This window comes from Bacillus cereus group sp. RP43 (assembly GCF_040459645.1).
GTDB lineage: Bacteria > Bacillota > Bacilli > Bacillales > Bacillaceae_G > Bacillus_A > Bacillus_A mycoides_C.
In genome coordinates this window covers 4,267,069-4,288,275 of the sequence record NZ_JARVHQ010000001.1, presented here as the reverse complement: position 1 = coordinate 4,288,275, position 21,207 = coordinate 4,267,069, and the positions used below count along the sequence as shown (strand labels likewise).

Genomic DNA, 21,207 nt, shown 5'->3' with positions numbered 1-21,207 from the left:
TTTCCTGAATATGTATGTTTTCACGGTATTATCATCTTAAAATCATAACATTAGCATATAAAGAATATTGATATAATGCGTTTTATACAAAAAACCTTGGATCACTAGGTGGTTTTTGTTCAAAAAAATGAATTTAAGAATAATGTCGAAACTTATAGAAGTATAGTGTCGATTTATGTCGTAATATCTTCATAGTTAGATATTGAAATTGCAAACGTTTTTCTGCTATAGTTGTAAATGGTTATATAAATATTGTACAAATGTAGTTCTGATGCATTGTTTTGTACATTTAAAATATTCTGATTTTATAATCGGGTTATTTAAATTAAAAGTCGAAAAAAATGAACATTAGAATTACGAAAATTCACTTTTTTGTCGAATTTAAGGATTTAAATTTGAGTAAAAACGGTGTAATATGTTTATTATTCTATATTGTGGAATCATTTCTATATATAGGATCTTAACTACATTTATATTTACTAGTTTCAACATTAAATAGAATATCTATTTAAAACATTATGGAACTAGTATTACATTCCTGAAGGAGGAAATATATAAAATGGCAAAGACTAACTCTTACAAAAAATTAATCGCTGGTACAATGACAGCAGCAATGGTAGCAGGTGTTGTATCTCCAGTAGCAGCAGCAGGTAAAACATTCCCAGACGTTCCAGCTGATCACTGGGGAATCGATTCTATTAACTACTTAGTAGAAAAAGGCGCAATCAAAGGTACTGACACAGGAATGTTCGAGCCTGGAAAAGAATTAACTCGTGCAGAAGCAGCTACAATGATGGCTCAAATCTTAAACTTACCAATCGAAGAGAACGCTAAACCATCTTACACTGACGCTCAAGAGGGCTGGGCTGTAAAATACATCGCGGCTGTAGAAAAAGCTGGTGTAGTTAAAGGTAAAGGTAACGGCACATTTGATCCAAACGGAAAAATGGACCGCGTTTCAATGGCATCTATGCTTGTAGAAGCTTACAAATTAGATACTAAAGTAACTGGTACTCCAGAAACTAAATTCAAAGACTTAGAAGATAGCTGGGGTAAAGCAAAAGCTAACATCCTAGTTGAATTAGGAATCTCTGCAGGTACTACAGCTACTACTTGGGAGCCAACGAAAACTGTAACTAAAGCAGAAGCAGCTCAATTCATTGCTAAGACTGACAAGCAGTTCGGACAAAAAGAAGAAGCTAAAGTTGAGTCTATTAAAGCAATCAATGCTAAAGAGATCGAAGTTAAACTTGGCGCTACAGTGAAAGAAGAAGATGTGAAGAACGCGAAATTCACTCTTTCTCAAGGAACTAACGCAACAGCAGTTACTACAAAAATCGGTGAAGATAAAAAATCTGTAATCGTAACTTTAGATGGAGATGCAAAATTTAAAAATAAAGAAGCTTACGTTCTAACTGTTGAAGGCTTAAAAGCTGCTGATGGTAAAGAAATTCCAAAAGCATTAGAAGTTATCTTCTTTAATGACGAAGTAGCTCCAACTGTATCTACAGTATCTACTCCAGACGGAAAAGTTAAAGTAGTATTTAGTGAAAAATTAGATACAGCAAAAGCTGTAACTGTAATCGTTAATGGTCAAAAAGTAGACGGAAAAGTTGAAAATAATACTTTCACTTCTACTAACACTTTAAACCTTGAGAACGGTAAAGAATTCTCAGTTATCGTAACGGGTGCTCAAGATTTATCAGGTAACGCAATGGAAATGTACGAAGGTAAAGCTACTTACAAAGTAGAAAAAGATGTTACAGCTCCAGAAGTTAAAGATGTTAAAGTTAAAGATATCGACAGTGAAGGCAAAGCGACATTAGAAGTTGCATTCTCAGAAGAGCTTTCAGCAGCGGGTTCTGTAGTAGTTAAAAAAGGTAAAGAGGCAGTGGCAGGTGCTACAATCGCTCTTGATCAAGATAAAACAAAAGCAACAGTTACAGTACCAGGTGCTCTTGTAAATAAAGAAACGGCTGCAAACCTTACTGTTGAGTTTGTTGGTTACAAAGATTTAGCTAACAATGTAGGTACTAAAGTATCTAAAGAAGTAAAAGTTGCAAAAGATGTTGTAGCTCCTAACTTCGTAAAAGTTGAAGCTGATCAAGACAAAGCAGCTACATTCACTTTTGATAAAGAAGTAACTGCACAAGAAGGAAAACTTCGTGTAATCAACTTAGATACAAGTAAAGATGTAACTGCTGATGTAATTGTTACAGCAGCTAAAGATAATAAAAAAGGTATCACATTAACATTCCCAGCAAAAGGTAACTACAAAGTAGCTGCTACAAAAGGTTTTGTAAAAGATACAGCTGGTAATGAATCTGCAGCATTCAATAAAGAAGTAACAGTTGTAGAGAAAAAAGAAGAAGGTAAAAAAGACGAAGTTGCACCAAAAGCAACTGATGTTAAATTTGTTGATGGTAGCAAAAACAAACTTACAGTAACATTTGATAAAGAAGTAAAAGGTGGTCAAGGCGCGGATTCAGCTTCTAATGTAAACAACTACACATTAGCTGGTGCTAAATTACCAGAAGGTGCTTTAATTCTTATTAATGCTGATGGTAAATCAGTAACAATTGAATTACCAGAAACATTTACTTTCGAAAAATCAGAAACAGTTAAATTCACAGCAGCTAACGTTGCAAACAAAGACGGAGTAAAAATGGGTACAACAAACCTATTATTAGATGTTAAAGACACAAAAGCTCCTGAATTTAAAGCAGCTAAAATTACAAAAGTTGACGCTAAAGAAATTACTTTAACATTCTCTGAAGCTGTGAACGTTGATGCAACTGACTTTGTTATTGACCTAAATGGTGTAGCGTTAACAGTAGCAAAAGCTGAAGACAAAGCAGCTAAAGAAGTAGTACTTAAAGTAACAGCTCCAACAGATGTTAACTTAGCAACTGGTACAGTAACAGTTAAAGCAAAAGAACTTAAAGATAACGCAACTTTAAATACAATTGACCTTGAAGGAAACAAACTTGTTGCTTTCAAAACAGTAACAGCAACTCGCTAATTGAAATTCATTTCAATAGAAAGAGTCCACATTATGTGGGCTCTTTTTTTATGGTCTAATTTTCATATAAAACGATCTTTGAAAAAGCGAGCATATTTTGAAGATTGATAGTTAGTTTATTGAGAAATAAAATGACAACGTTTTCAAAAATAGAAAAACACCCCATTAATATGTAAATCTTTTGTAAATTCACACCTTTTTTCGTTAAAAAAACATTCGAAAAGAAGAAAAAAATGTCGAATCACAATAATTCCAGTCGAATATAGTCTGAAAATTGTATTTATTGTAAAAAACATTTAGGTGATGAAGTGGAAATATGTGCTATAATTCCAATTGTGTATTTGATATGAAAAATATACGAAGCGCAGTGAGAGTAGTTTTATAGGAAAAAAGTTTGTTCATTTCTATATTTTAGTATTATTAATATCTTAATAACACAATTAAAAGACTGAATTATCAGAATGTGTCGAATCTTCTTTTGAGAAAGTTCTTGATAACGAATAGTTTTGTATAGTATGATGAACTTGTTTCAAAAAATGGTATTTAAACCTTATATTTACATTTAACGGTTTGTATCGTTTTATTATGTGAACTACTTTACGCATGATATTTTGTATTTTTATTGTTTTATGGGTTTTTAAGTAACTAGTTTTCAAATTACATATGATATGAAACTAGTAGCACATAGTCCTGAAGGAGGAAAATAATAAAATGGCAAAGACTAACTCTTACAAAAAAGTAATCGCAGGTACAATGACAGCAGCAATGGTAGCAGGAGTTGTATCTCCAGTAGCAGCAGCAGGTAAATCATTCCCGGACGTTCCAGCTGATCATTGGGCATTAGATTCTATTAATTACTTAGTAGAAAAAGGCGCAATTAAAGGTAAGCCAGACGGCACATATGGCCCAAATGAAGCGATTGATCGCTCTTCTGCAGCTGTAATTTTCACTCAAATTTTAGGATTACCAGTTGATGAAAACGCTCAGCCATCTTTCAAAGATGCTAAAAATACATGGGCTGCTAAATATATTGCAGCAGTTGAAAAAGCAGGTATCGTTAAAGGTGACGGTAAAGATAACTTCTATCCAGAAGGGAAAATCGACCGTGCTTCTTTCGCATCTATGCTAGTAGGTGCTTATAACTTAAAAGAAAAAGTAGATGGCACATTAGTTACAACATTTGATGATTTAAGAGGACATTGGGGTGAAGAAAAAGCAAACATCCTAATTAATCTTGGAATCTCTGCAGGTATTGGCGGCAAATGGGAGCCAAATAAATCTGTATCTCGTGCAGAAGCAGCTCAATTTATCGCAGTAACAGATAAAAAATTCGCAAAACCAGATAACAGTGTTGCGAACGTAACAAACGTTACTGCTACTGAGCCAACACAATTAACGTTAACTGGTACAGGATTAAACAATCTAACTGCTGAAGATGTTACGCTTGAAGGAAATAAAGCGATCGCACTTGAAGCAAGTAAAGATGGAAAATCTGCAGTTGTAACGTTAAGCGGAAAAATCGCTCCAAATAAAGAGCTTCCTGTTAAAGTAAAAGGCAACTCATTTATTGTGAAATATGTATACGAAGTGAAAAAATTACGCGTAGAACAACTTACATTCGATGACGATCGTGCAGATCAAGCAGTTGTCTTCAAATTAAATGAAGAAAAAGGCAATGCTGATATCGAGTATTTAGATATCGCTGGTCATGATGTGAAATTTGTTGCGAATAATTTAGATGGTACTCCAGCAAATATCTTTGAAGGTGGTACTGCAGAGTCAAAAACTGGTAAATTAGCAGTTGGTATCGAAGAAGGTAAATACAAAGTTGAAGTACAAGTTACAAAACGTGGCGGCATCACAGTTTCTAACACTGGTATCATTGAAGTGAAAAACCTTGATGCAGAAGCAACGGCAATTAAAGATGTTGTATTTGCGGTAGATACAGATAAAGCTGGTGTAAATTACGCTAAAGCTTTAAGTGGAACAGACTTCACATTAAACAGCAAAACATTAGTTGCTGGTGAAAAAGCTGGTATCCATAAAGTGGTTGCTCAAATTAACAAAGAGAACAAAGTTGTTGATCCTAGCGCGATTAGCTTAAAATCATCTAACCCAGGTGTTATCTCTGTTAAAAACGGTGAAATTAAAGCAGAAGCAGCTGGTTCTGCAACAATTACTGTTAAAGTGGGCGATGTAACAAAATCATTTGATTTCGTTGTAAAAACGGATACTCGTAAACTTACAACTGTAAAAGCTAACCCAGATCAATTAAAAGTTGTAGATGGTAAATCGTTACCAGTAACATTCGTAACGACTGACCAATACGGCGATCCATTTGGTGCGAATACTGGTGCTATTAAAGAAGTATTCCCACAAACAGGCGCTGTAACTGAATTAGATGTTACTACAACAAATGAAGGTTCTATCGGTACATCTTCTATTCAAGTTAAAGGTGCAAAAGTTGGAGCTGGTACAATCCACTTCCAAAATCCAAATGCAAGTGGTGAAGGTTACGGATCACTTCATGTTGAAGTTACGAAGAGCAACATCGGTCATGAAGCTCCACGCTTAGAGCTTGTTTCTAAAGCTGGTCAAAAAGGTGAAGCTGCTGATACTACAATTGGTGCTGGAAGTACAGTAAACTATCAATTATCTAATTACACTACAGAAGGCGTATATGCTGATGCAGCTGATTTAGCAGGATATGAATTCAGAGTAGGTAATGAGAATATCGCTTCAGCTAAAATTGAAGGAAAAACATTAAAAGTAACAGGTAAAAAAGCAGGTGTTACAGATGTTATCTTAACTAAAGATGGCGCTACAGCTGGACACGCAACAATTACTGTTACACAAGAAAACATCCAAATTACATCTGTTAAATTTAAAGATGTAGAGGCTGAGCAATTCGAAAACCGCAAAGTTAATATCGACAGAGTACTAGACGTTGTGAAGAGTGATAAAGATGATGTTTTAAATGGCATCAAATTAAACATCTCAACAGAACATAAAGTACGTATCGTTGATGCTGAAGGTACAGAGCAAGGTAAAGTTTACCTAGATCGTAACGACAATGCTACATTTGACGGTAACGATGTTGCGCTTGGTTATGTAACAGCTGTTAAATCAAATGATACAGTTTCTAAAGAAGGAAATGACTTATTCAAATTCTTAACTGACGAAACTGCTGATAAGAAGAATGACGTCTTCAAGGGTGTAACAACTGCGTTTGGAGATAATGGTACAGTAATCTTTAAAGTTGTGAAAGACAGACTTGCACCAACTACTGAGTATGGTACAAAAGCTGTAACAATCAACGTTATTAAAGAAGAAATCTAATAATTAGATTTGCAATCCCCATGTCATAATGACATGGGGATTGTTTTTTGTTTCGAAAAAAATAGGTCTCTTTAGAGGATTCTAAAGGGACCTATTTTTTAATAATTATTTCTTAAACTTAAACATCTCACCGCTCAAATTCGAATCACTATACACAAACAATACCATGTTAATGTTGTTGTCTTTAATGTATTGATATACATCCTTTTCGTGATAGTGACGAAGGTCGAGGATGGATGTGTGTTTGAAGCTTTGTGCTAAGTGAGGCACAATTGCGTTTGCGAATGAGTCTTTTAGGACTAAAGCTCGTACATCATTTGGTGCGTTGTTATTTTCGATGACGATTTCTGGATAGTCGTTTGTGTAATAGCCGGCGTATGATGTTGTGTCTTTTTGTTTTTCTACGCCATATAGTTCATCTAATGTGCGATATACTGTACCATTTACATCTTTTGCAGCTACGCTCGTAAAGTTGAAGCCGTCTTTCGGCGGGTAGTAGCATAGTTTTTCTCCAGTCGCATCGATTAGTTGATATAACTGGTTGTTAAAGCTTCCGACTAGATGTTTATTTGGAGCGCACGTACGAGTGTAATCTTCTTTTTTTATTTCTTTTCCTGTATATATAGAAGATTGTTGCGCGATTGTGCTCATTATATATTGATAGCCTAAGAAGGCACCATCCATATTCCAGTGATGGTCTGTTTTGAAGTACATACTTTGTATTTCTTCATTTGTATAGTTTTTCTTAAAATGTTCCATGAGTTTAATTGGCTTTACGTCCGCTGGAAGTTTATTTAGAAAATAATTTAAATTTTCCTGTGCATATGTGTGAATATGAGAAGGTAATTTAAATGATAATGCATTCGTTTTGGACGGTGGTAAGGCAAAGTAAAACTCAATGTTTTGTTCTTTTAAAAACTGAGATAAGTCGTTTACAGCTGGCATTGATTGGTCGATTTCATTATATTTTGTAGTCCAAGCTGGGTTTTTTAGAAGCCATTTATCATCAGTTAGAATAATATCGTTAATGAGAGATTTGTCCATTTTAATTTGAGCAAGTGTATAGATTTTAATGAGCTCATCTCTGCCGATTAATTGATCGTTTGTATATGTCTCAAAGTCTTTAAAGAAGCTACCATTTAAGACAGTTTCTTTTGTAAGAGCTGGTTTTTGAGCGAGCGGACGATTTTCAACGGGCGAAACTGCTCGGTCAGTTTTGAGAAGCGATAATATGCCAAATGAAAAGATAATGGTGAGAAAACCGATAACTAGGACGATGTTCCCCAATTTTTTCATAATAACTTTTCCTTCCTACATAAAGTGAAACTTTAATCAGTGGGGGGTTTGTTCATCCCCCGCTGATTATCAGCCTTAACCAATCGGGCTTTTACGGGCAGCCCGATCCCAACCTAACTTCTTTGCTTTCGCTGAATTTTGAGGTGGGGGTCTTACTGCCCGGCAAATAGCGGGATAAGTTAAAACCTGAAGTAAATAAATGGATTATACGTCGAATTGATTAAATACATAATCGAAACCGTAAATAATGTTAGTAATAATATAGGACGTACAACTTGCATCCCGAACGTATACGTTTTTGGCGCAAGTTCTAATATGTTTTTAATACGTTTTAAAATTGGTGTCGCTGCGATAAAGGCAATGATAAATATGACAATGTATTCATGTATATATAGCATTGTGTTGTCATCGATGAAAGATTGCCTCTCTATGCCAAACATCGCTTTTAAATATTGGAACGAGTATGCGAAGTTATCAGCTCGGAAGAAGACCCAACCAATCATAACGATGATTAGTACATATGCATGTTGCAGCGGCTTCCATAGCTTATTTAATATTTTCTCGAATCCAGCTTTTTCAATCGAGATAATAAGGCCATAATATAATCCCCAGGCGATAAATGTCCAGCTTGCTCCGTGCCATAAACCGGTTAATACCCATACGATGAAGAGATTACGGTAATTTGCTAGTTTGGAAACACGGTTTCCACCAAGCGGAATGTATATATAGTCGCGGAACCAAGAGCCTAGTGTAATATGCCATCTTCTCCAAAATTCTGAAATGGATTTCGAGATGTACGGATAATTGAAGTTTTTCGGGAAATCAAATCCGAACATTTTTCCAAGTCCAATTGCCATATCAGAGTATCCTGAGAAATCGAAATAGATTTGAAGTGTATAGGCGATAATACCGATCCAAGCTGTTCCAACACTCATTTCAGACGGCGGTAAGGCAAAGATTTTATCTGCGACAAGTCCGACTTGATTGGCGATCAATATTTTTTTCGCTAATCCTAGAATGAAAATTTGGAGACCTTCTGTAAATCGTTCAAAAGAATGGATGCGCGTTTTAATTTGATCAGCAACGATATTGTAACGAACGATTGGTCCGGCAATAAGCTGCGGGAAAATTGATATATATAACGCTAAGTTAAGTGGATTCTTTTGAACTGCGCCATCTTTACGGTATATATCGATGACGTATGACATCGCTTGGAACGTATAGAATGAAATTCCAATTGGTAGTGGAATAGGTTCCACATGAATAGATAAGTGTAATAGCTGATTCAAAATATCTGTGAAAAAGGAAATATATTTAAAATAAGAAAGTAATAAAATATTTCCGACCACAGCCATAATTAAAAATGTGACTTTCATATTTTTTCGTTTATCATAATGATGCACGAGTAGACCGAAGCAGTAGTTTAAAAGAATAGAAAAGAGCATTAAGAGGACGAATCGTGGTTCTCCCCATGCATAGAAAATTAAACTAAATGCAAGTAATACGAAATTACGAAGCTCGGCACGCACTATAAAATAGAAAAATAATACGAGAGGTAAAAAGATAAACAAGAAAATAGAACTACTAAATACCAAAGAACTCTCCTCACTTTTTCAAAAATACATTTCGTGCAAAAAACCGACATTTCTATTATATATTTTTTTGTATAAAAGCGCCTTTAATATTTTATCATGTTAATAATTCGATTAAAATGATTAATATATATAATAGAAGAAAAGGGGAGCGGAATCCTTTTGACACTCACTATTTGGATAAGATAAGATGAATAAGGTGTGATTTGTTTGGAAGGGAAGAGATGGTGTGTTATTTAACTCATTTGAGTTTATTTTTTTATTTTTACCGATAGCATTTCTTTTATATTTTCTATTAAATAAATTTGGACATGCTACATTAGCGAAAGCTTGGCTCGTTGCGGCCTCTTTATTTTTCTATAGTTATTGGAATGTGAAATATTTACCGCTTATGTTAGTGTCGCTCATTGTGAACTACTTTATCGGAATGAGGCTCGTAAAACATAAGAGTAAACTTCTTTTAACAGTAGGATTAATATTTAATATAGGAATGCTTAGTTATTTCAAGTATTATGATTTCTTCTTACAAAATGTGAATTCGTTATTTGGAACTCAGTTTACATTATTATCTTTAACGTTACCACTTGCGATTAGTTTCTATACGTTTCAAAAGATCGCATTTTTAGTAGATACGTATCGTGGTGAAACGAAGGCATGTCATTTTCTTGATTACGCATTGTTTGTAACGTTTTTTCCGCAGCTTATTGCAGGGCCGATTGTGCATCATGCGCAAATTATGCCGCAGTTTGCTGACGATAGTAAAAAGCGCTGGCAATCGAAGTATATCGTTCTTGGTATATTCGTATTTGCAGTTGGTATTTTCAAAAAGGTAGGTATTGCAGATGTATTATCTCCCCTTGTACATGAAGGGTTTGATGTGCAGCAATCATTAACATTTGTTGAAGCATGGCTTTCGTCGTTAGCGTTTACGTTCCAATTGTATTTTGATTTTAGTGGATATAGTGATATGGCAATTGGAATCGCTTTAATGTTTAATATTAAATTACCGCAAAACTTTAATTCACCGTATAAAGCAGTGAATATACAAGATTTTTGGCATCGTTGGCATATGACGCTTAGCCAGTTTTTAACGAAGTACGTATACATTTCTCTAGGAGGAAATCGAAAAGGGATTACGCGTACATACGTAAATATTATGATTGTATTTTTAATAAGTGGACTTTGGCATGGAGCTGGTTGGACATTTATTTTTTGGGGATTTCTGCACGGTTTAGCTTCTGTTATTCATCGCTTATGGAGTAAAGCGGGAGGGCGCATGCCGGCCTTTGCTGGTTGGTTCGTTACGTTTTTCTTCATTAATATAACGTGGGTATTCTTTAGGGCAACATCTATGCATGATGCGGTGAAAGTGTTAAAAGGAATGTTCGGACTAAATGGAATCGAATTAGCAAATAGTGTATTCCCGGCATTTATAATAGAGAAGCTGCAATTTTTAAAAGAGTACGGTGTTTCATTTACAGAAGGGTACCATGTCTCTTTATTAGATCCGAAAATGGTAGCGTATATTTTCGGAGCGTTATGTATTAGTTTCTTCTTAAAAAATTCAATTCAGTTAAAAGATTCATTCCGTCCGAATGTATGGACTGCTTTATTTACTGCAGTATTACTCGTATATAGCGTGTTACATTTAACGAGTATTAGTGAGTTTTTATACTTTAATTTCTAGGTGGAGAATATGAAAAACAAACATTGGCTTATTTTCGTTTTTGTATGTGTTTTTGTTCCTCTGGCAGGTGTCGGGATATTTAATAGCTATATAGATTCTCTTTGGTTATTCCCACATAAAAATAAGTGGAATGATGTGCAGTACGGGTTTAACGAGAGACAACAGAAAACGAATTATATAACATACCGTCCGTTTACATATGATGGAGTTATACTTGGAAGTAGTAGAACGACTTTTATTAACGAGAATGACTTCACCGGGTTAAACGCATTTAATTATGCGGTAAGTAGTACAGACCCGCGTGAATATGATGCATATATTGAATATGCAAAAGAACAAAAAGGTAGTGAACTCGAGTCTATTGTACTTGGTTTAGATTTCCTTGGAACGAACAAAAATAGGGAAATTGGTTTTGATAAACCAGAAGCGTATATTAATCAGGCGCAAAGTTTATTGTATCCGGTCAAATCGTATGTAAGTATGGACGGGATTACTTATTCAAAGAATACAATTGCAAATTCCACTCATCATAGTACGAATCTTGACCGGTACAATCGAGAGAATATAAAATCGATGCGCGATTATACGAAAGAAGAACGTGATGCGCAAATAGCGGCGCAAGTAGATAAGTTTAGTAAAGAGATTTACGGCGGGAATTATGAGTATCAAAATATGAAAGAAATATTAGGAACAGTAAAGGCTCATAATCCGAACACGAAGTTTTATATTTTTACAACGCCTGTTTCAGAGCCTCTGTTCCGTACGATGATTCAATCAGGGCGATGGGAAGATTATAAAAGATGGCTTCATGACGCTGTAGATGTATTTGGAGAAGTTCACCATTTCATGTATCTTAATTCCGTTACAACGAATTTAGATAACTATATGGATGGGCATCATTTTAGACCGGAAGTTGGAAAGTTGATTGCGCATAAAGTTGTGAATGAAGAAGATGGCAACGTCCCGAAAGATTTCGGTATTGTCATTACGAAGGATAATATTGATGAGGTGTTGGAGGAGATTTATGCGTCTTTTCAATAGGGGGATTGTAAAAGGCTAGATCATAATGTGATCTAGTCTTTTTTTGTAGATTACTGCTTTATCAAACTTTGTCGGTAAATCGATATCTTATGAAAAATCGTTGATATATTTTGAGTTATGATAGATATATTAAAAAAATCGTTAATATAATTTCATGTATTACTTTCAAAAGAAGAAGCAGCATCCAAATGGATGCTGCTTTTTTTATTCCGCCTCTAAATCAACAATTAAGTAAGCGAGTATAACGACGAAGAAAATACTAACGGACGGCGCTGTTAATACGTGGCCGGACATAAAGCCGATTCCAAGTGATAGTACAACGGTGCTAGCTAATAGCATATATTTCACGGTTATTATTTTCTTAAAGTTTGTTATGATGCGAATGAATAATTTAATACCGAAGTATAGAAGTGGTATTAAGTAAATAAGGAAGCCAACGATTCCGAATGCAAAGAATAGATCGTGGAAGTCCATTTCGATTAATTTAATTTTAACCGTATAGTTACCAGCATAGCCCATTCCGAATAATTTTTGTGATAGTGGTGCGTCTTTATAGTATTGTTTGTATACTTTTAAAAACTTATCGCGATCACTGTAAATTAAACTTTTGACCTCAGAGTCTGTTAGCTCACCTTTTGCATGTTTTTTCTCTGCGTCTGGATCTTCTTTAATTACTTTTCCTTCTTTTCTATCTTTTTCTTCTTGTACTGATTTTTTGTATTCGTATATTTGCATATGAATGCCCATGTTTTTTGCGATAGGAGTATGCGGTGTAAGTGCAATTAAACCTCCTAGTACAACAGCGGCAACAACTGTATTTACGAGATATGTGAACCCTTTACCTTCTTTTTTGCGATGAATCATATATTCAATGAATGAGAATAAAAGTGCCACGCCAAGCGTTAGAACAATTGCACCATATCCTACTTTCGTTCCGACCATAATACTTGCATACATCGCAAGTATTGTTGGAATCCAGTAATAGATTTTCGAGAAAGAAGTTGTTTTATGAATCGAATAGAGCACTACGATTGGGAACATAATTGCAAAAATAGAACTTAAATCATTTCCAGCAAAGAACCAACCTCTTGAACCGATCTTTGAGTGAGGGTAGCTTGGGAAATCTGTACCAGATTGCATTGCAACAATCAGTGTGATGCTCAAAATTAAAGTTGCATATAAGAAATATGTAATGATTTTATGAAATGCATATTCTTTATTTTTTAACTCTTTAAAGACGATAATATATCCAAACAGTAGTACAATTGGATATATGCTCTTTAAAATAAATTTCACTTCTTCGCCAAATGAAACTGGGGATTTAATCATCATATTATTTACAAGACCAATTGCTAGTACGATACCGAGTAGGCATAAATAGAGAATGTACTTTTTCGCTCCATGTTGATTTCTATGAAGAAGTAGATAACCTAATGCAAGAAGCATAAAGGCGAAACGGACTACGATTCCAACTGTTGCGCTCATGTGTAATACATAGATTGAAAAAGACGTTAATAAATCTAAAATTGGTTGAAACACAATGAATAGCAATAGGAAATGCGGGAAGTAGTTATCCGTTTGTTTCAACTTATTAACCATATATTCCTCCATTTCTTCATTCCTTTAGTTCAATACCCAAGAGATGGGGATAAAAGCCTTATTAATATAGTAAGGTGAATGAATTTCAATATTTATTTTTTTGCATCAAACTTAAGAATACACCATTTTATTGCAATGGTAAATAGACGAAAAGCAATGATAAACCGACTTTAATTTCTATATTTTTTAACGAAATTGTATGTTTTATACGGAGATATATACAAATTACGAGAAAATTAGACAGAAAATTGAGAAAAAAGAAGGATTTTTAACATGCTTTCTATAATTATATAAGTATAATCTTTATGTAGAAAAGAGGGGTATATATAATGGAAGTAACAAGTAAAACAGAATCTGTTGTAGTGAAATATGAAGGGCGCGTAGCAACGGTTATGGTCAATCGTCCAGAGGTTTTAAATGCACTAGATGAACCGACGTTAAAAGAGTTATTACAAAAGTTGAAAGAAGTGGCGGAAAGTTCTGTTCACGTTGTTGTGTTATGCGGAAGTGGCCGTGGTTTTTCTGCGGGTGGAGATATTAAATCGATGCTTTCAAGTAATGATGAAAGTAAGTTTGAAGGCATCATGAATACAATTTCTGAAATCGTTGTGACGTTATATACGATGCCGAAGCTTGTTATTAGTGCAATTCATGGACCAACTGCTGGACTTGGATTAAGTATTGCATTAACAGCTGATTATGTCATGGCAGATATATCATCAGTTATTGCGATGAACTTTATTGGAATCGCTTTAATTCCAGATGGTGGCGGTCATTTCTTCCTTCAAAAGCGCGTGGGTGAAAATATGACGAAGAAAATCATTTGGGAAGGGAAGAAGTTATCGGCAACAGAAGCATTAGACATCGGTTTAATTGATGAAGTAATCGGTGAGGATTTCCAAATGGCTGTGAAGCAAAAAATTAATGAGTGGTTACAAAAACCAATCAAGGCGATGATTCAAACGAAACAAATTTTATGTGAAGTCAATCGTTCTAATTTAGAACAAACGCTTCAGCTCGAAAAGCGTGGTCAATATGCGATGAGACAAACAGCGGACCATAAAGAAGGTATTGCTGCTTTTCTAGAAAAACGTTTACCGGTATTTAAAGGGGAATAAAGTGAAACTTTAATCTGCGGGGATTTGTTTATCCCCCGCGGATTATTAGTTTTACTGCCCGTTAATTCGAGATAAAGGGAAGAAAGTGCTAACACATTTTAGTATAATTGTGTTGGCACTTTTTTTAGGAGTAATAAATGAAGAAAATTATCGGTGTTATCGTTATTATTTTACTTACATATTATGCTTTGCATAGTACACCATCTCTTGCGGTACGGATTGCATTATTCTTTGAGGGACATCCAACTGTTGCTTTCTCTGGTGAAGTGAAGAAAGAACGGGATGTGAAAAAAGAGGCGATTCCTGATGAGTACCGGACCTTATACGACGATAAGAAAGAAGAACCAGAGCATTACTTCTTTCCGGTAGTAAGAGCGCACGGATCAGGAATTGATATGTTAAGTGCTTGTGTGAAAAAAGAGTGGTTTTTCTATAAAGCAGAGCTTAGGTGTTATTAAAAGTGGGAGGAAAAGTGATGTCAACTTATAACAGATTAGTAAGAGATCGTGTCCCAGAGAAAATTTTGATGTCTGGAAAAACATATACAGCACAAAAATTAACAGGACAAGCTTACATACAAGCGTTAGCGAAAATTGGTACAGAAGAAATTCGTGAATTTGCTTCGATGAAAGAGCGTGAACATGCGCTAGATTCACTTGCAGATGCACTTGAAGTTATTGTTTCATTAGCGCGCGCAGAAGGTGCAACAATTGAAGATATAGAGCGTATTCGCAAGCAAAAAGAAGAAGAGCGCGGCGGATTTACAAGAGGGATTTATTTGATGGACGTTTCGGAAGAGTAGTTTTATAGAAAAAGCACAGCTTACTTAGTAGCGCTGTGCTTTTTTCCTGCAATTAGGCTAACGATTAAAAAGATAGCTGTTAATGTCCAGCCGATTGCGATAGAAGTAGTAGTGTGAACGGCATAAGAAACTTGTAAACATAGTAATGATGATAAAAACCAAATAAGTGCAATATGTACATGTTTTTTCGTTACATTCATTTTTGTAATCTCCTTTTCAATCACTAAACTAAATTTTACTATAATTTAGAAAATTAAACCATATGAGTAGAGGTTTTATCGTAATTTCGCTATACTAAATAGTAGAGAAAATGAGGAGGAAACGACAATGGCACATCATGCAAAAGAAACGATGGAATTAATTAAAGAGCTTGTCTCTATTCCAAGTCCATCTGGAAACACGGCGAAAATTATTAATTTTATTGAAAACTATGTAAGTGAGTGGAATGTAGAGACGAAGCGTAATAATAAAGGCGCTCTTATTTTAACGGTTAAAGGAAAGAATGATGAGCAGCATCGTTTATTAACTGCACACGTTGATACGCTAGGTGCAATGGTGAAAGAAATTAAGCCTGACGGTCGTCTTCGTCTATCTATGATTGGCGGATTTCGCTGGAACTCTGTAGAAGGGGAATATTGCGAAATTGAAACGTCAAGCGGTAAGAAGTATACAGGTACAATTTTAATGCATCAAACTTCTGTCCATGTGTACAAAGATGCAGGGGAAGCGAAGCGCGATGAGAAAAATATTGAAGTGCGTATTGATGAGCGTGTCTTTTCAGCAGATGCAGTACGTGAGTTAGGAATTGAAGTAGGAGACTTCGTTTCATTTGATCCACGCGTTCAAATTACAGAGAGTGGATACATAAAATCACGTCATTTAGACGATAAAGTAAGTGTAGCAATTCTATTAAAATTAATTAAAAGATTGCAAGATGAAAAGGTAACATTACCATATACAACACATTTCCTAATTTCTAATAATGAAGAAATTGGGTACGGTGGAAACTCAAATATTCCAGAAGAAACGGTAGAATATTTAGCAGTTGATATGGGAGCGTTAGGTGATGGACAAACATCTGATGAATATACAGTATCCATCTGTGCGAAAGATTCTAGCGGTCCATACCATTACGCTTTACGTAAACATTTAGTTGAACTGGCGAAATCGAACGCTATTGAATATAAAGTGGATATTTATCCATACTACGGATCAGACGCATCAGCTGCGATTCACGCCGGATTTGATGTGAAACATGCGTTAATTGGAGCTGGTATTGATTCTTCTCACGCATTTGAGCGTACGCATGAAAGCTCAATTGCACATACAGAAGCACTTGTTTATGTATATGTGTTATCAAAAATGATAGTAGAATAGTGAGAGGGTGGTTGATTCTATGAATCAGCCACTTTTTTGTGTATAAAAACTACTTAAATTGTATTTTATTTTACAATATTAAGAAAGTAGGTTTACTACAGAATTCTAGTATTATAGAATGATAGAGGCGCACTAATTTTTTTTGTTCGGATTTATTATGATTTGCATATTAAGATTACGCGTTATTATAAATGATTTTTGAGAGGAGTATTATTTTTTATGAAGTATCGTGCAGTCGCGGCTGGTATTTTAGCCGCAAGTTTATTATCATCTCCAGTTAGTAGTTTCGCAGCAGCGAAGAAGTTTTCGGATGTTCCTACATGGGCGCAGGAATCGGTTGACTATTTAGTAGGGAAAAAAGCGCTTGATGGAAAACCAGATGGAACGTTTTCTCCATCTGAAGCAGTAGATAAAGGATCAGCTGCAAAAATATTAGCAGCAGTTCTTGGCTTACCAATTGATCCAAAAGCGAAACCATCTTTTAAAGATTCGCAAGATCATTGGGCAGCACCATATATTGCTGCGGTAGAAAAAGCTGGTGTAATTAATGGAGATGGTACTGGGAAATTCAATCCATCAAGCCAAATTAACCGTGCATCAATGGCATCTATGCTTGTACAAGCATATTCATTAGACAAGAAAATTATTGGAGAACTTCCAACACAGTTTAATGATTTGGAACCTCATTGGGGTAAGAAACAAGCTAATATTTTAGTAGCTTTAGAGATTTCAATGGGTACAGGAAATGGCTGGAATCCTGATGGTACTGTAACTCGTGCTGAAGCAGCTCAGTTCATCGCGATGGCAGATAAAAATAAAACAAATACATCGAAAAGAATGTATATGAATAGAAACTTTATTACATATCATCAAGCATCGTTATCATCTGGTATTACTGACGTTCAACATAAGCCACAAATGATTGAAGTGACAGAGCAAAGAGCGGACGGTTGGTTGAAAGTTGTAACGAGTAAAGGTGAGAAGTGGACACCATCACAAGAAAAAACAGAGTCTATTAATGAAGAATTCACTACATATCAAGAAGCTTCACATACGTCTACAGTGGCAGGCACACATAAAGCACAACAAGTAACTGTTATTGAAGAAAAAGATAGCTGGATTCGTATCCGTATGGGGGCTGGTTTCCAATGGGTGGATAAAAATCAATTAAACCCAGTGAAGCAAGGTAACTTCCTAGAAGGTAAAGCGATTATTATTGATCCAGGTCATGGTGGAATTGATTCGGGGAACCCTGGTTATTATGAGAAAGAAAGTAAAACCGTATTAGATGTATCATTACGATTACAGAAAATATTTGAGAAAAAGACACCGTTTACTGTGTTATTCACTCGTACAGATGATACACGTCCAGGAACAAGTGGTCCTGATTCTTTAAAAAAACGTGTAGAATTTGCACAGCAAAATAATGGAGATATTTTTGTAAGTATCCATGCTAATGGTTCTGACTTGAAAAATGGACAAGGCACAGAAACATTATATTATGATTCAGCACGAGCAAGAGCAACGAATCCAAATGTAGAAGAGAGTCGTTTATTAGCAGAAAAAATTCAAAAACGTCTTGTGAATGCACTTGGAACAAAAGATCGTGGTGCGAAACATCAGGACTTATACGTAACTAGAGAAAATACAATGCCAGCTGTATTAGCAGAATTAGCATTTGTAGATAATAAAAGCGATGCTGATAAAATTGCTACACCAGAACAGAGACAAAGTGCAGCAGAAGCTATTTATCAAGGGATTTTAGATTACTACGAAGCAATGGGTAACAACGTATCTTCTTTCCGTTAATAAATAAAAGAGATTGCCATAGGCAGTCTCTTTTTATTTATAAAACAAATTATAAAGGTTTCTCTTTATTTCGGGCATATGATATCATTTAATTTTATATGAAAAAAGTATTTGAGTAATTTTGATCATAACAATTTTAAACGATAAAGGATGATAATAGATTGAGTAATCATAGTAAAACACCTGCATGTATATATACGTATGCATTTCGCGAAGAGGAGCGTGCTTTATGTTACTTGGAAATGCGCTCGTTCTTTGGGATGGAGTCTCACGTTAATATTTTGAAAAGTGATGTCAAAATTGATCCGAGTAGAAGTGCGTTTATGAAAGAGCGCGTTGAGGTTATGTATGAAGGAGACGACTTAGAAAGTATTTTAAAACAAGTAGAACAAATTGATTTGGCGGGGGCGTCATTTAAAGTTATCTTCGTTAAAATCAATGATCTTGGGAAAGAAAATAAAATTGAATATGGGGAAAGACGTCTCATTGAACGCGACCTCGGTATGCATATTGAAGGAGAAGCGGATGTTCGTAATCCAGAGCGTGTATTCGGGATTGTTCCTCTTGGAGGACGCTGGTACTTCGGACACTATGTAGAAAGTGAGCCAGTTTGGTATCATCACATAAAAAAACCGCATAGCTATTCGACATCACTGAGCACACGTGTTGCGAGATCAGTTGCAAATATCGCTGTACCAAATCCAGAGGGAGTACGAGCAATTGACCCTTGCTGCGGTATTGGAACAGTAGTAGTAGAAGCACTTTCTATGGGGATTAACATCGTTGGTAGAGATATAAATCCACTTGTGGTGCTTGGAACGAGAAAAAACATTGCACATTTCGGGTTTGAAGGAACAGTAACAAAAGGTCCAATCGAGGAAATTACTGAGAACTACGACGTTGCAATTATCGATATGCCCTACGACTTATTTACGCATGCAACACCAGAAGACCAGTTCTCCATTCTTTCTAGTGCGCGCCGCATTGCAAAAAAGGTAGTCGTTGTCACGATGGAAACAATGGACGACATGATCCATGAAGCAGGATTTGAAATTACAGACCGCTGTATCACAAGAAAAGGATCATTTTCTAGACAAATTCTTGTTTGTGAATAAGAAAGAAAGGTCACCCGTTTGGGTGACCTTTTTTGGTTTGTATTGATGTGTGATTGGTTGGTGGAATGGAGGGATGATTTGGCGGGATTTGTTGATAAGTCGATATTTTATGTCGAATTGCTGATATATTCAGAGAATCAACGGATATCAAATTACTCTTCTTTCGTTGTCTCTTGTTGTGCGATTAATAAATTGCGTAATACGTGTGCGCGGTAACTTTCTAGTTTTCGTCCTTCATGATAGCGAACACCTAATTTTTTTAGCTCAGCTACGTACCAGCCTTTTGTTCCGTAATACATGAGACCACTTCCTTTTTTCTTTTGAACAGTATATGTGCCTGGGTGAGAGAATTTTCTTTTTTTATTCATGAAATTTGCGGAGTTTAATATTGAATATTCAGTTTATTTTTATTATGATTAACTTATTATCGGATGACAGTGATTAGCCTCGCTGTAAGCCCGGATTTATGTTTGAAAATGAAGAGAGTAACTTCTTTCCACTTGAGCTTCTTTAGCAGAAGTACGAGCTATAAGGATAAGGGTAGTAAAATTCAATGCAAATGTGTACATTGTTTTTCTGGCTCTTAACATAGTAACGGAGGATGAAATATGCGTAAAGGGACTTTTTTTATGGCAGGACATTCGAGACTTCCGAAAGGTATGGCTGTTCGCAGTATGTATGAAACATTAACAATTACAATTGAGGCAGATCATAAATATCATGTCATTATTGAAGCGTCATGTACGCTTGCGACAGAGCATGGTAGAGACTTCGTCGCTCAAATGTTGAGAGGACATAGTTTGCAAGATGGTATTGAAGAAATCGTTCAAGATATTACGGACCATTATCAAGGAAAAGCGCAAAATGCTATCGTTAGTGCGGTAAAAGATTTGCATCGCCAATATGTAAGTTATTTAAATGATGAACAGCCCAGAGGAGAGTACGAGGAAACAACACCATAAAAACTGTCTAGTTTATCTAATCATAAACGAGAGCCAGTTGTATTTCTTTTTAAAGAGATACGACTGGCTTTTTATATTGAGGAGGCAAGAACTATGAAAAAGTTAAGTGAAGTTCAAGTTGTAAAACAAGAGACGAAAAAAAAGAGAATGTACGGAAAGTAAGGGGATTTGTAAAATGTGTAAAGTATGTCGAGAAAATAATAAAAAACGAATTGACAGTTGGAATATTTTGAATTATTATTTAATTAATAAGATCCATACGAGAAATTAGCCTTCTCTATATCCGATCTTGCTTTCCTGTTTTACAAATCTTTTCATACAAACTGTCTATTATTATTGTACTTTAAGAGATTAAAGAACATTCGTAATTATGAGCCAGTTGTACGTTTCTACGATTTTATGTCGTGGTATGCGTATGACTGGCTTTTTCGTTGTTAGGACAGTAAGA

16 protein-coding genes are annotated in these 21,207 nt (G+C 35.3%); 11 read left to right on the top strand and 5 right to left on the bottom strand.

The genetic code is table 11. The features are described 5' to 3' along the window. Positions 1-559: 559 nt before the first annotated feature. Positions 560-3,022, top strand: coding sequence for an S-layer homology domain-containing protein (locus QCI75_RS22350; RefSeq protein ID WP_353761206.1), 2,463 nt, complete (start codon positions 560-562; stop codon positions 3,020-3,022). 711 nt (positions 3,023-3,733) lie between these two features. After that, a complete protein-coding gene (locus QCI75_RS22345; RefSeq protein WP_353761205.1) occupies positions 3,734-6,361 on the top strand; it encodes an S-layer homology domain-containing protein in 2,628 nt (875 codons plus the stop codon). Between the two features lie 105 nt (positions 6,362-6,466). On the opposite strand, the gene patB1 is transcribed toward QCI75_RS22345, so the two are convergent. Both patB1 and QCI75_RS22335 read right to left on the bottom strand, forming a co-directional pair. After that, positions 6,467-7,657, bottom strand: coding sequence for a secondary cell wall polysaccharide O-acetyltransferase PatB1 (patB1, locus tag QCI75_RS22340; protein ID WP_353761204.1), 1,191 nt, complete (start codon positions 7,655-7,657; stop codon positions 6,467-6,469). Positions 7,658-7,836: 179 nt separating this feature from the next. Continuing rightward, positions 7,837-9,252: an MBOAT family O-acyltransferase gene (locus tag QCI75_RS22335; protein ID WP_353761203.1), complete on the bottom strand. Its 1,416-nt coding sequence runs from the start codon at positions 9,250-9,252 to the stop codon at positions 7,837-7,839. Positions 9,253-9,478: 226 nt separating this feature from the next. Between QCI75_RS22335 and QCI75_RS22330 the strand changes: the two genes are divergently transcribed. Both QCI75_RS22330 and QCI75_RS22325 read left to right on the top strand, forming a co-directional pair. Beyond that, positions 9,479-10,936 carry an MBOAT family O-acyltransferase gene (locus QCI75_RS22330; RefSeq protein WP_144506986.1) on the top strand — a complete coding sequence of 486 codons (1,458 nt, stop codon included), beginning with the start codon at positions 9,479-9,481 and terminating at the stop codon, positions 10,934-10,936. A gap of 9 nt (positions 10,937-10,945) precedes the next feature. Continuing rightward, a complete protein-coding gene (locus QCI75_RS22325; protein WP_353761202.1) occupies positions 10,946-11,977 on the top strand; it encodes a hypothetical protein in 1,032 nt (343 codons plus the stop codon). 204 nt (positions 11,978-12,181) lie between these two features. On the opposite strand, the gene QCI75_RS22320 is transcribed toward QCI75_RS22325, so the two are convergent. Next, positions 12,182-13,576 (bottom strand): O-antigen ligase family protein, encoded by a 1,395-nt coding sequence (locus QCI75_RS22320; protein ID WP_353761201.1) that lies wholly within the window; start codon positions 13,574-13,576, stop codon positions 12,182-12,184. Positions 13,577-13,905: 329 nt separating this feature from the next. Here QCI75_RS22320 and QCI75_RS22315 point away from each other — a divergent pair, with 329 nt between their 5' ends. The 3 genes from QCI75_RS22315 (at position 13,906) to QCI75_RS22305 (ending at position 15,496) form a co-directional block, all read left to right on the top strand. After that, a complete protein-coding gene (locus QCI75_RS22315) occupies positions 13,906-14,694 on the top strand; it encodes an enoyl-CoA hydratase (RefSeq protein WP_353761200.1) in 789 nt (262 codons plus the stop codon). A gap of 137 nt (positions 14,695-14,831) precedes the next feature. Beyond that, on the top strand, positions 14,832-15,152 hold the full coding sequence (locus QCI75_RS22310) for a hypothetical protein (protein WP_353761198.1): 321 nt from the start codon (positions 14,832-14,834) through the stop codon (positions 15,150-15,152). 17 nt (positions 15,153-15,169) lie between these two features. Then, positions 15,170-15,496, top strand: a complete 327-nt coding sequence (locus QCI75_RS22305) for a nucleoside triphosphate pyrophosphohydrolase (RefSeq protein ID WP_002159106.1) — start codon at positions 15,170-15,172, stop codon at positions 15,494-15,496. A gap of 20 nt (positions 15,497-15,516) precedes the next feature. Here QCI75_RS22305 and QCI75_RS22300 read toward each other — a convergent pair whose 3' ends face one another. After that, a complete protein-coding gene (locus QCI75_RS22300; protein WP_144506991.1) occupies positions 15,517-15,696 on the bottom strand; it encodes a hypothetical protein in 180 nt (59 codons plus the stop codon). A 127-nt stretch (positions 15,697-15,823) separates the two neighbouring features. On the opposite strand from QCI75_RS22300, the gene QCI75_RS22295 reads away from it, so the two are divergent. The 3 genes from QCI75_RS22295 to QCI75_RS22285 all read left to right on the top strand — a co-directional run bounded on the left by QCI75_RS22295 (position 15,824) and on the right by QCI75_RS22285 (position 19,797). Continuing rightward, entirely contained in the window at positions 15,824-16,873 is a 1,050-nt protein-coding gene (locus QCI75_RS22295; RefSeq protein WP_144506992.1) for a M42 family metallopeptidase, read from the top strand. A 219-nt stretch (positions 16,874-17,092) separates the two neighbouring features. Further along, a complete protein-coding gene (locus QCI75_RS22290) occupies positions 17,093-18,682 on the top strand; it encodes an N-acetylmuramoyl-L-alanine amidase (protein WP_144506993.1) in 1,590 nt (529 codons plus the stop codon). A gap of 161 nt (positions 18,683-18,843) precedes the next feature. Further along, positions 18,844-19,797 carry a TRM11 family SAM-dependent methyltransferase gene (locus QCI75_RS22285; protein WP_012260407.1) on the top strand — a complete coding sequence of 318 codons (954 nt, stop codon included), beginning with the start codon at positions 18,844-18,846 and terminating at the stop codon, positions 19,795-19,797. Positions 19,798-19,949: 152 nt separating this feature from the next. On the opposite strand, the gene QCI75_RS22280 is transcribed toward QCI75_RS22285, so the two are convergent. After that, positions 19,950-20,165, bottom strand: coding sequence for a YflJ family protein (locus QCI75_RS22280; protein WP_002030060.1), 216 nt, complete (start codon positions 20,163-20,165; stop codon positions 19,950-19,952). 240 nt (positions 20,166-20,405) lie between these two features. Between QCI75_RS22280 and QCI75_RS22275 the strand changes: the two genes are divergently transcribed. After that, positions 20,406-20,759, top strand: a complete 354-nt coding sequence (locus QCI75_RS22275) for a DUF3870 domain-containing protein (RefSeq protein ID WP_001225455.1) — start codon at positions 20,406-20,408, stop codon at positions 20,757-20,759. Positions 20,760-21,207 lie beyond the last annotated feature (448 nt).

What these genes read in the sequence shown, in the direction of transcription:
- QCI75_RS22320 (WP_353761201.1), bottom strand. Translation starts at nt 13,576, where the DNA reads ATGGTTAATAAGTTGAAACAAACGGATAACTACTTCCCGCATTTCCTA.
- QCI75_RS22275 (WP_001225455.1), top strand. Translation starts at nt 20,406, where the DNA reads ATGCGTAAAGGGACTTTTTTTATGGCAGGACATTCGAGACTTCCGAAA.
- patB1 (WP_353761204.1), bottom strand. Translation starts at nt 7,657, where the DNA reads ATGAAAAAATTGGGGAACATCGTCCTAGTTATCGGTTTTCTCACCATT.
- QCI75_RS22315 (WP_353761200.1), top strand. Translation starts at nt 13,906, where the DNA reads ATGGAAGTAACAAGTAAAACAGAATCTGTTGTAGTGAAATATGAAGGG.
- QCI75_RS22350 (WP_353761206.1), top strand. Translation starts at nt 560, where the DNA reads ATGGCAAAGACTAACTCTTACAAAAAATTAATCGCTGGTACAATGACA.
- QCI75_RS22300 (WP_144506991.1), bottom strand. Translation starts at nt 15,696, where the DNA reads ATGAATGTAACGAAAAAACATGTACATATTGCACTTATTTGGTTTTTA.
- QCI75_RS22295 (WP_144506992.1), top strand. Translation starts at nt 15,824, where the DNA reads ATGGCACATCATGCAAAAGAAACGATGGAATTAATTAAAGAGCTTGTC.
- QCI75_RS22305 (WP_002159106.1), top strand. Translation starts at nt 15,170, where the DNA reads ATGTCAACTTATAACAGATTAGTAAGAGATCGTGTCCCAGAGAAAATT.
- QCI75_RS22345 (WP_353761205.1), top strand. Translation starts at nt 3,734, where the DNA reads ATGGCAAAGACTAACTCTTACAAAAAAGTAATCGCAGGTACAATGACA.
- QCI75_RS22325 (WP_353761202.1), top strand. Translation starts at nt 10,946, where the DNA reads ATGAAAAACAAACATTGGCTTATTTTCGTTTTTGTATGTGTTTTTGTT.
- QCI75_RS22310 (WP_353761198.1), top strand. Translation starts at nt 14,832, where the DNA reads ATGAAGAAAATTATCGGTGTTATCGTTATTATTTTACTTACATATTAT.
- QCI75_RS22290 (WP_144506993.1), top strand. Translation starts at nt 17,093, where the DNA reads ATGAAGTATCGTGCAGTCGCGGCTGGTATTTTAGCCGCAAGTTTATTA.
- QCI75_RS22280 (WP_002030060.1), bottom strand. Translation starts at nt 20,165, where the DNA reads ATGAATAAAAAAAGAAAATTCTCTCACCCAGGCACATATACTGTTCAA.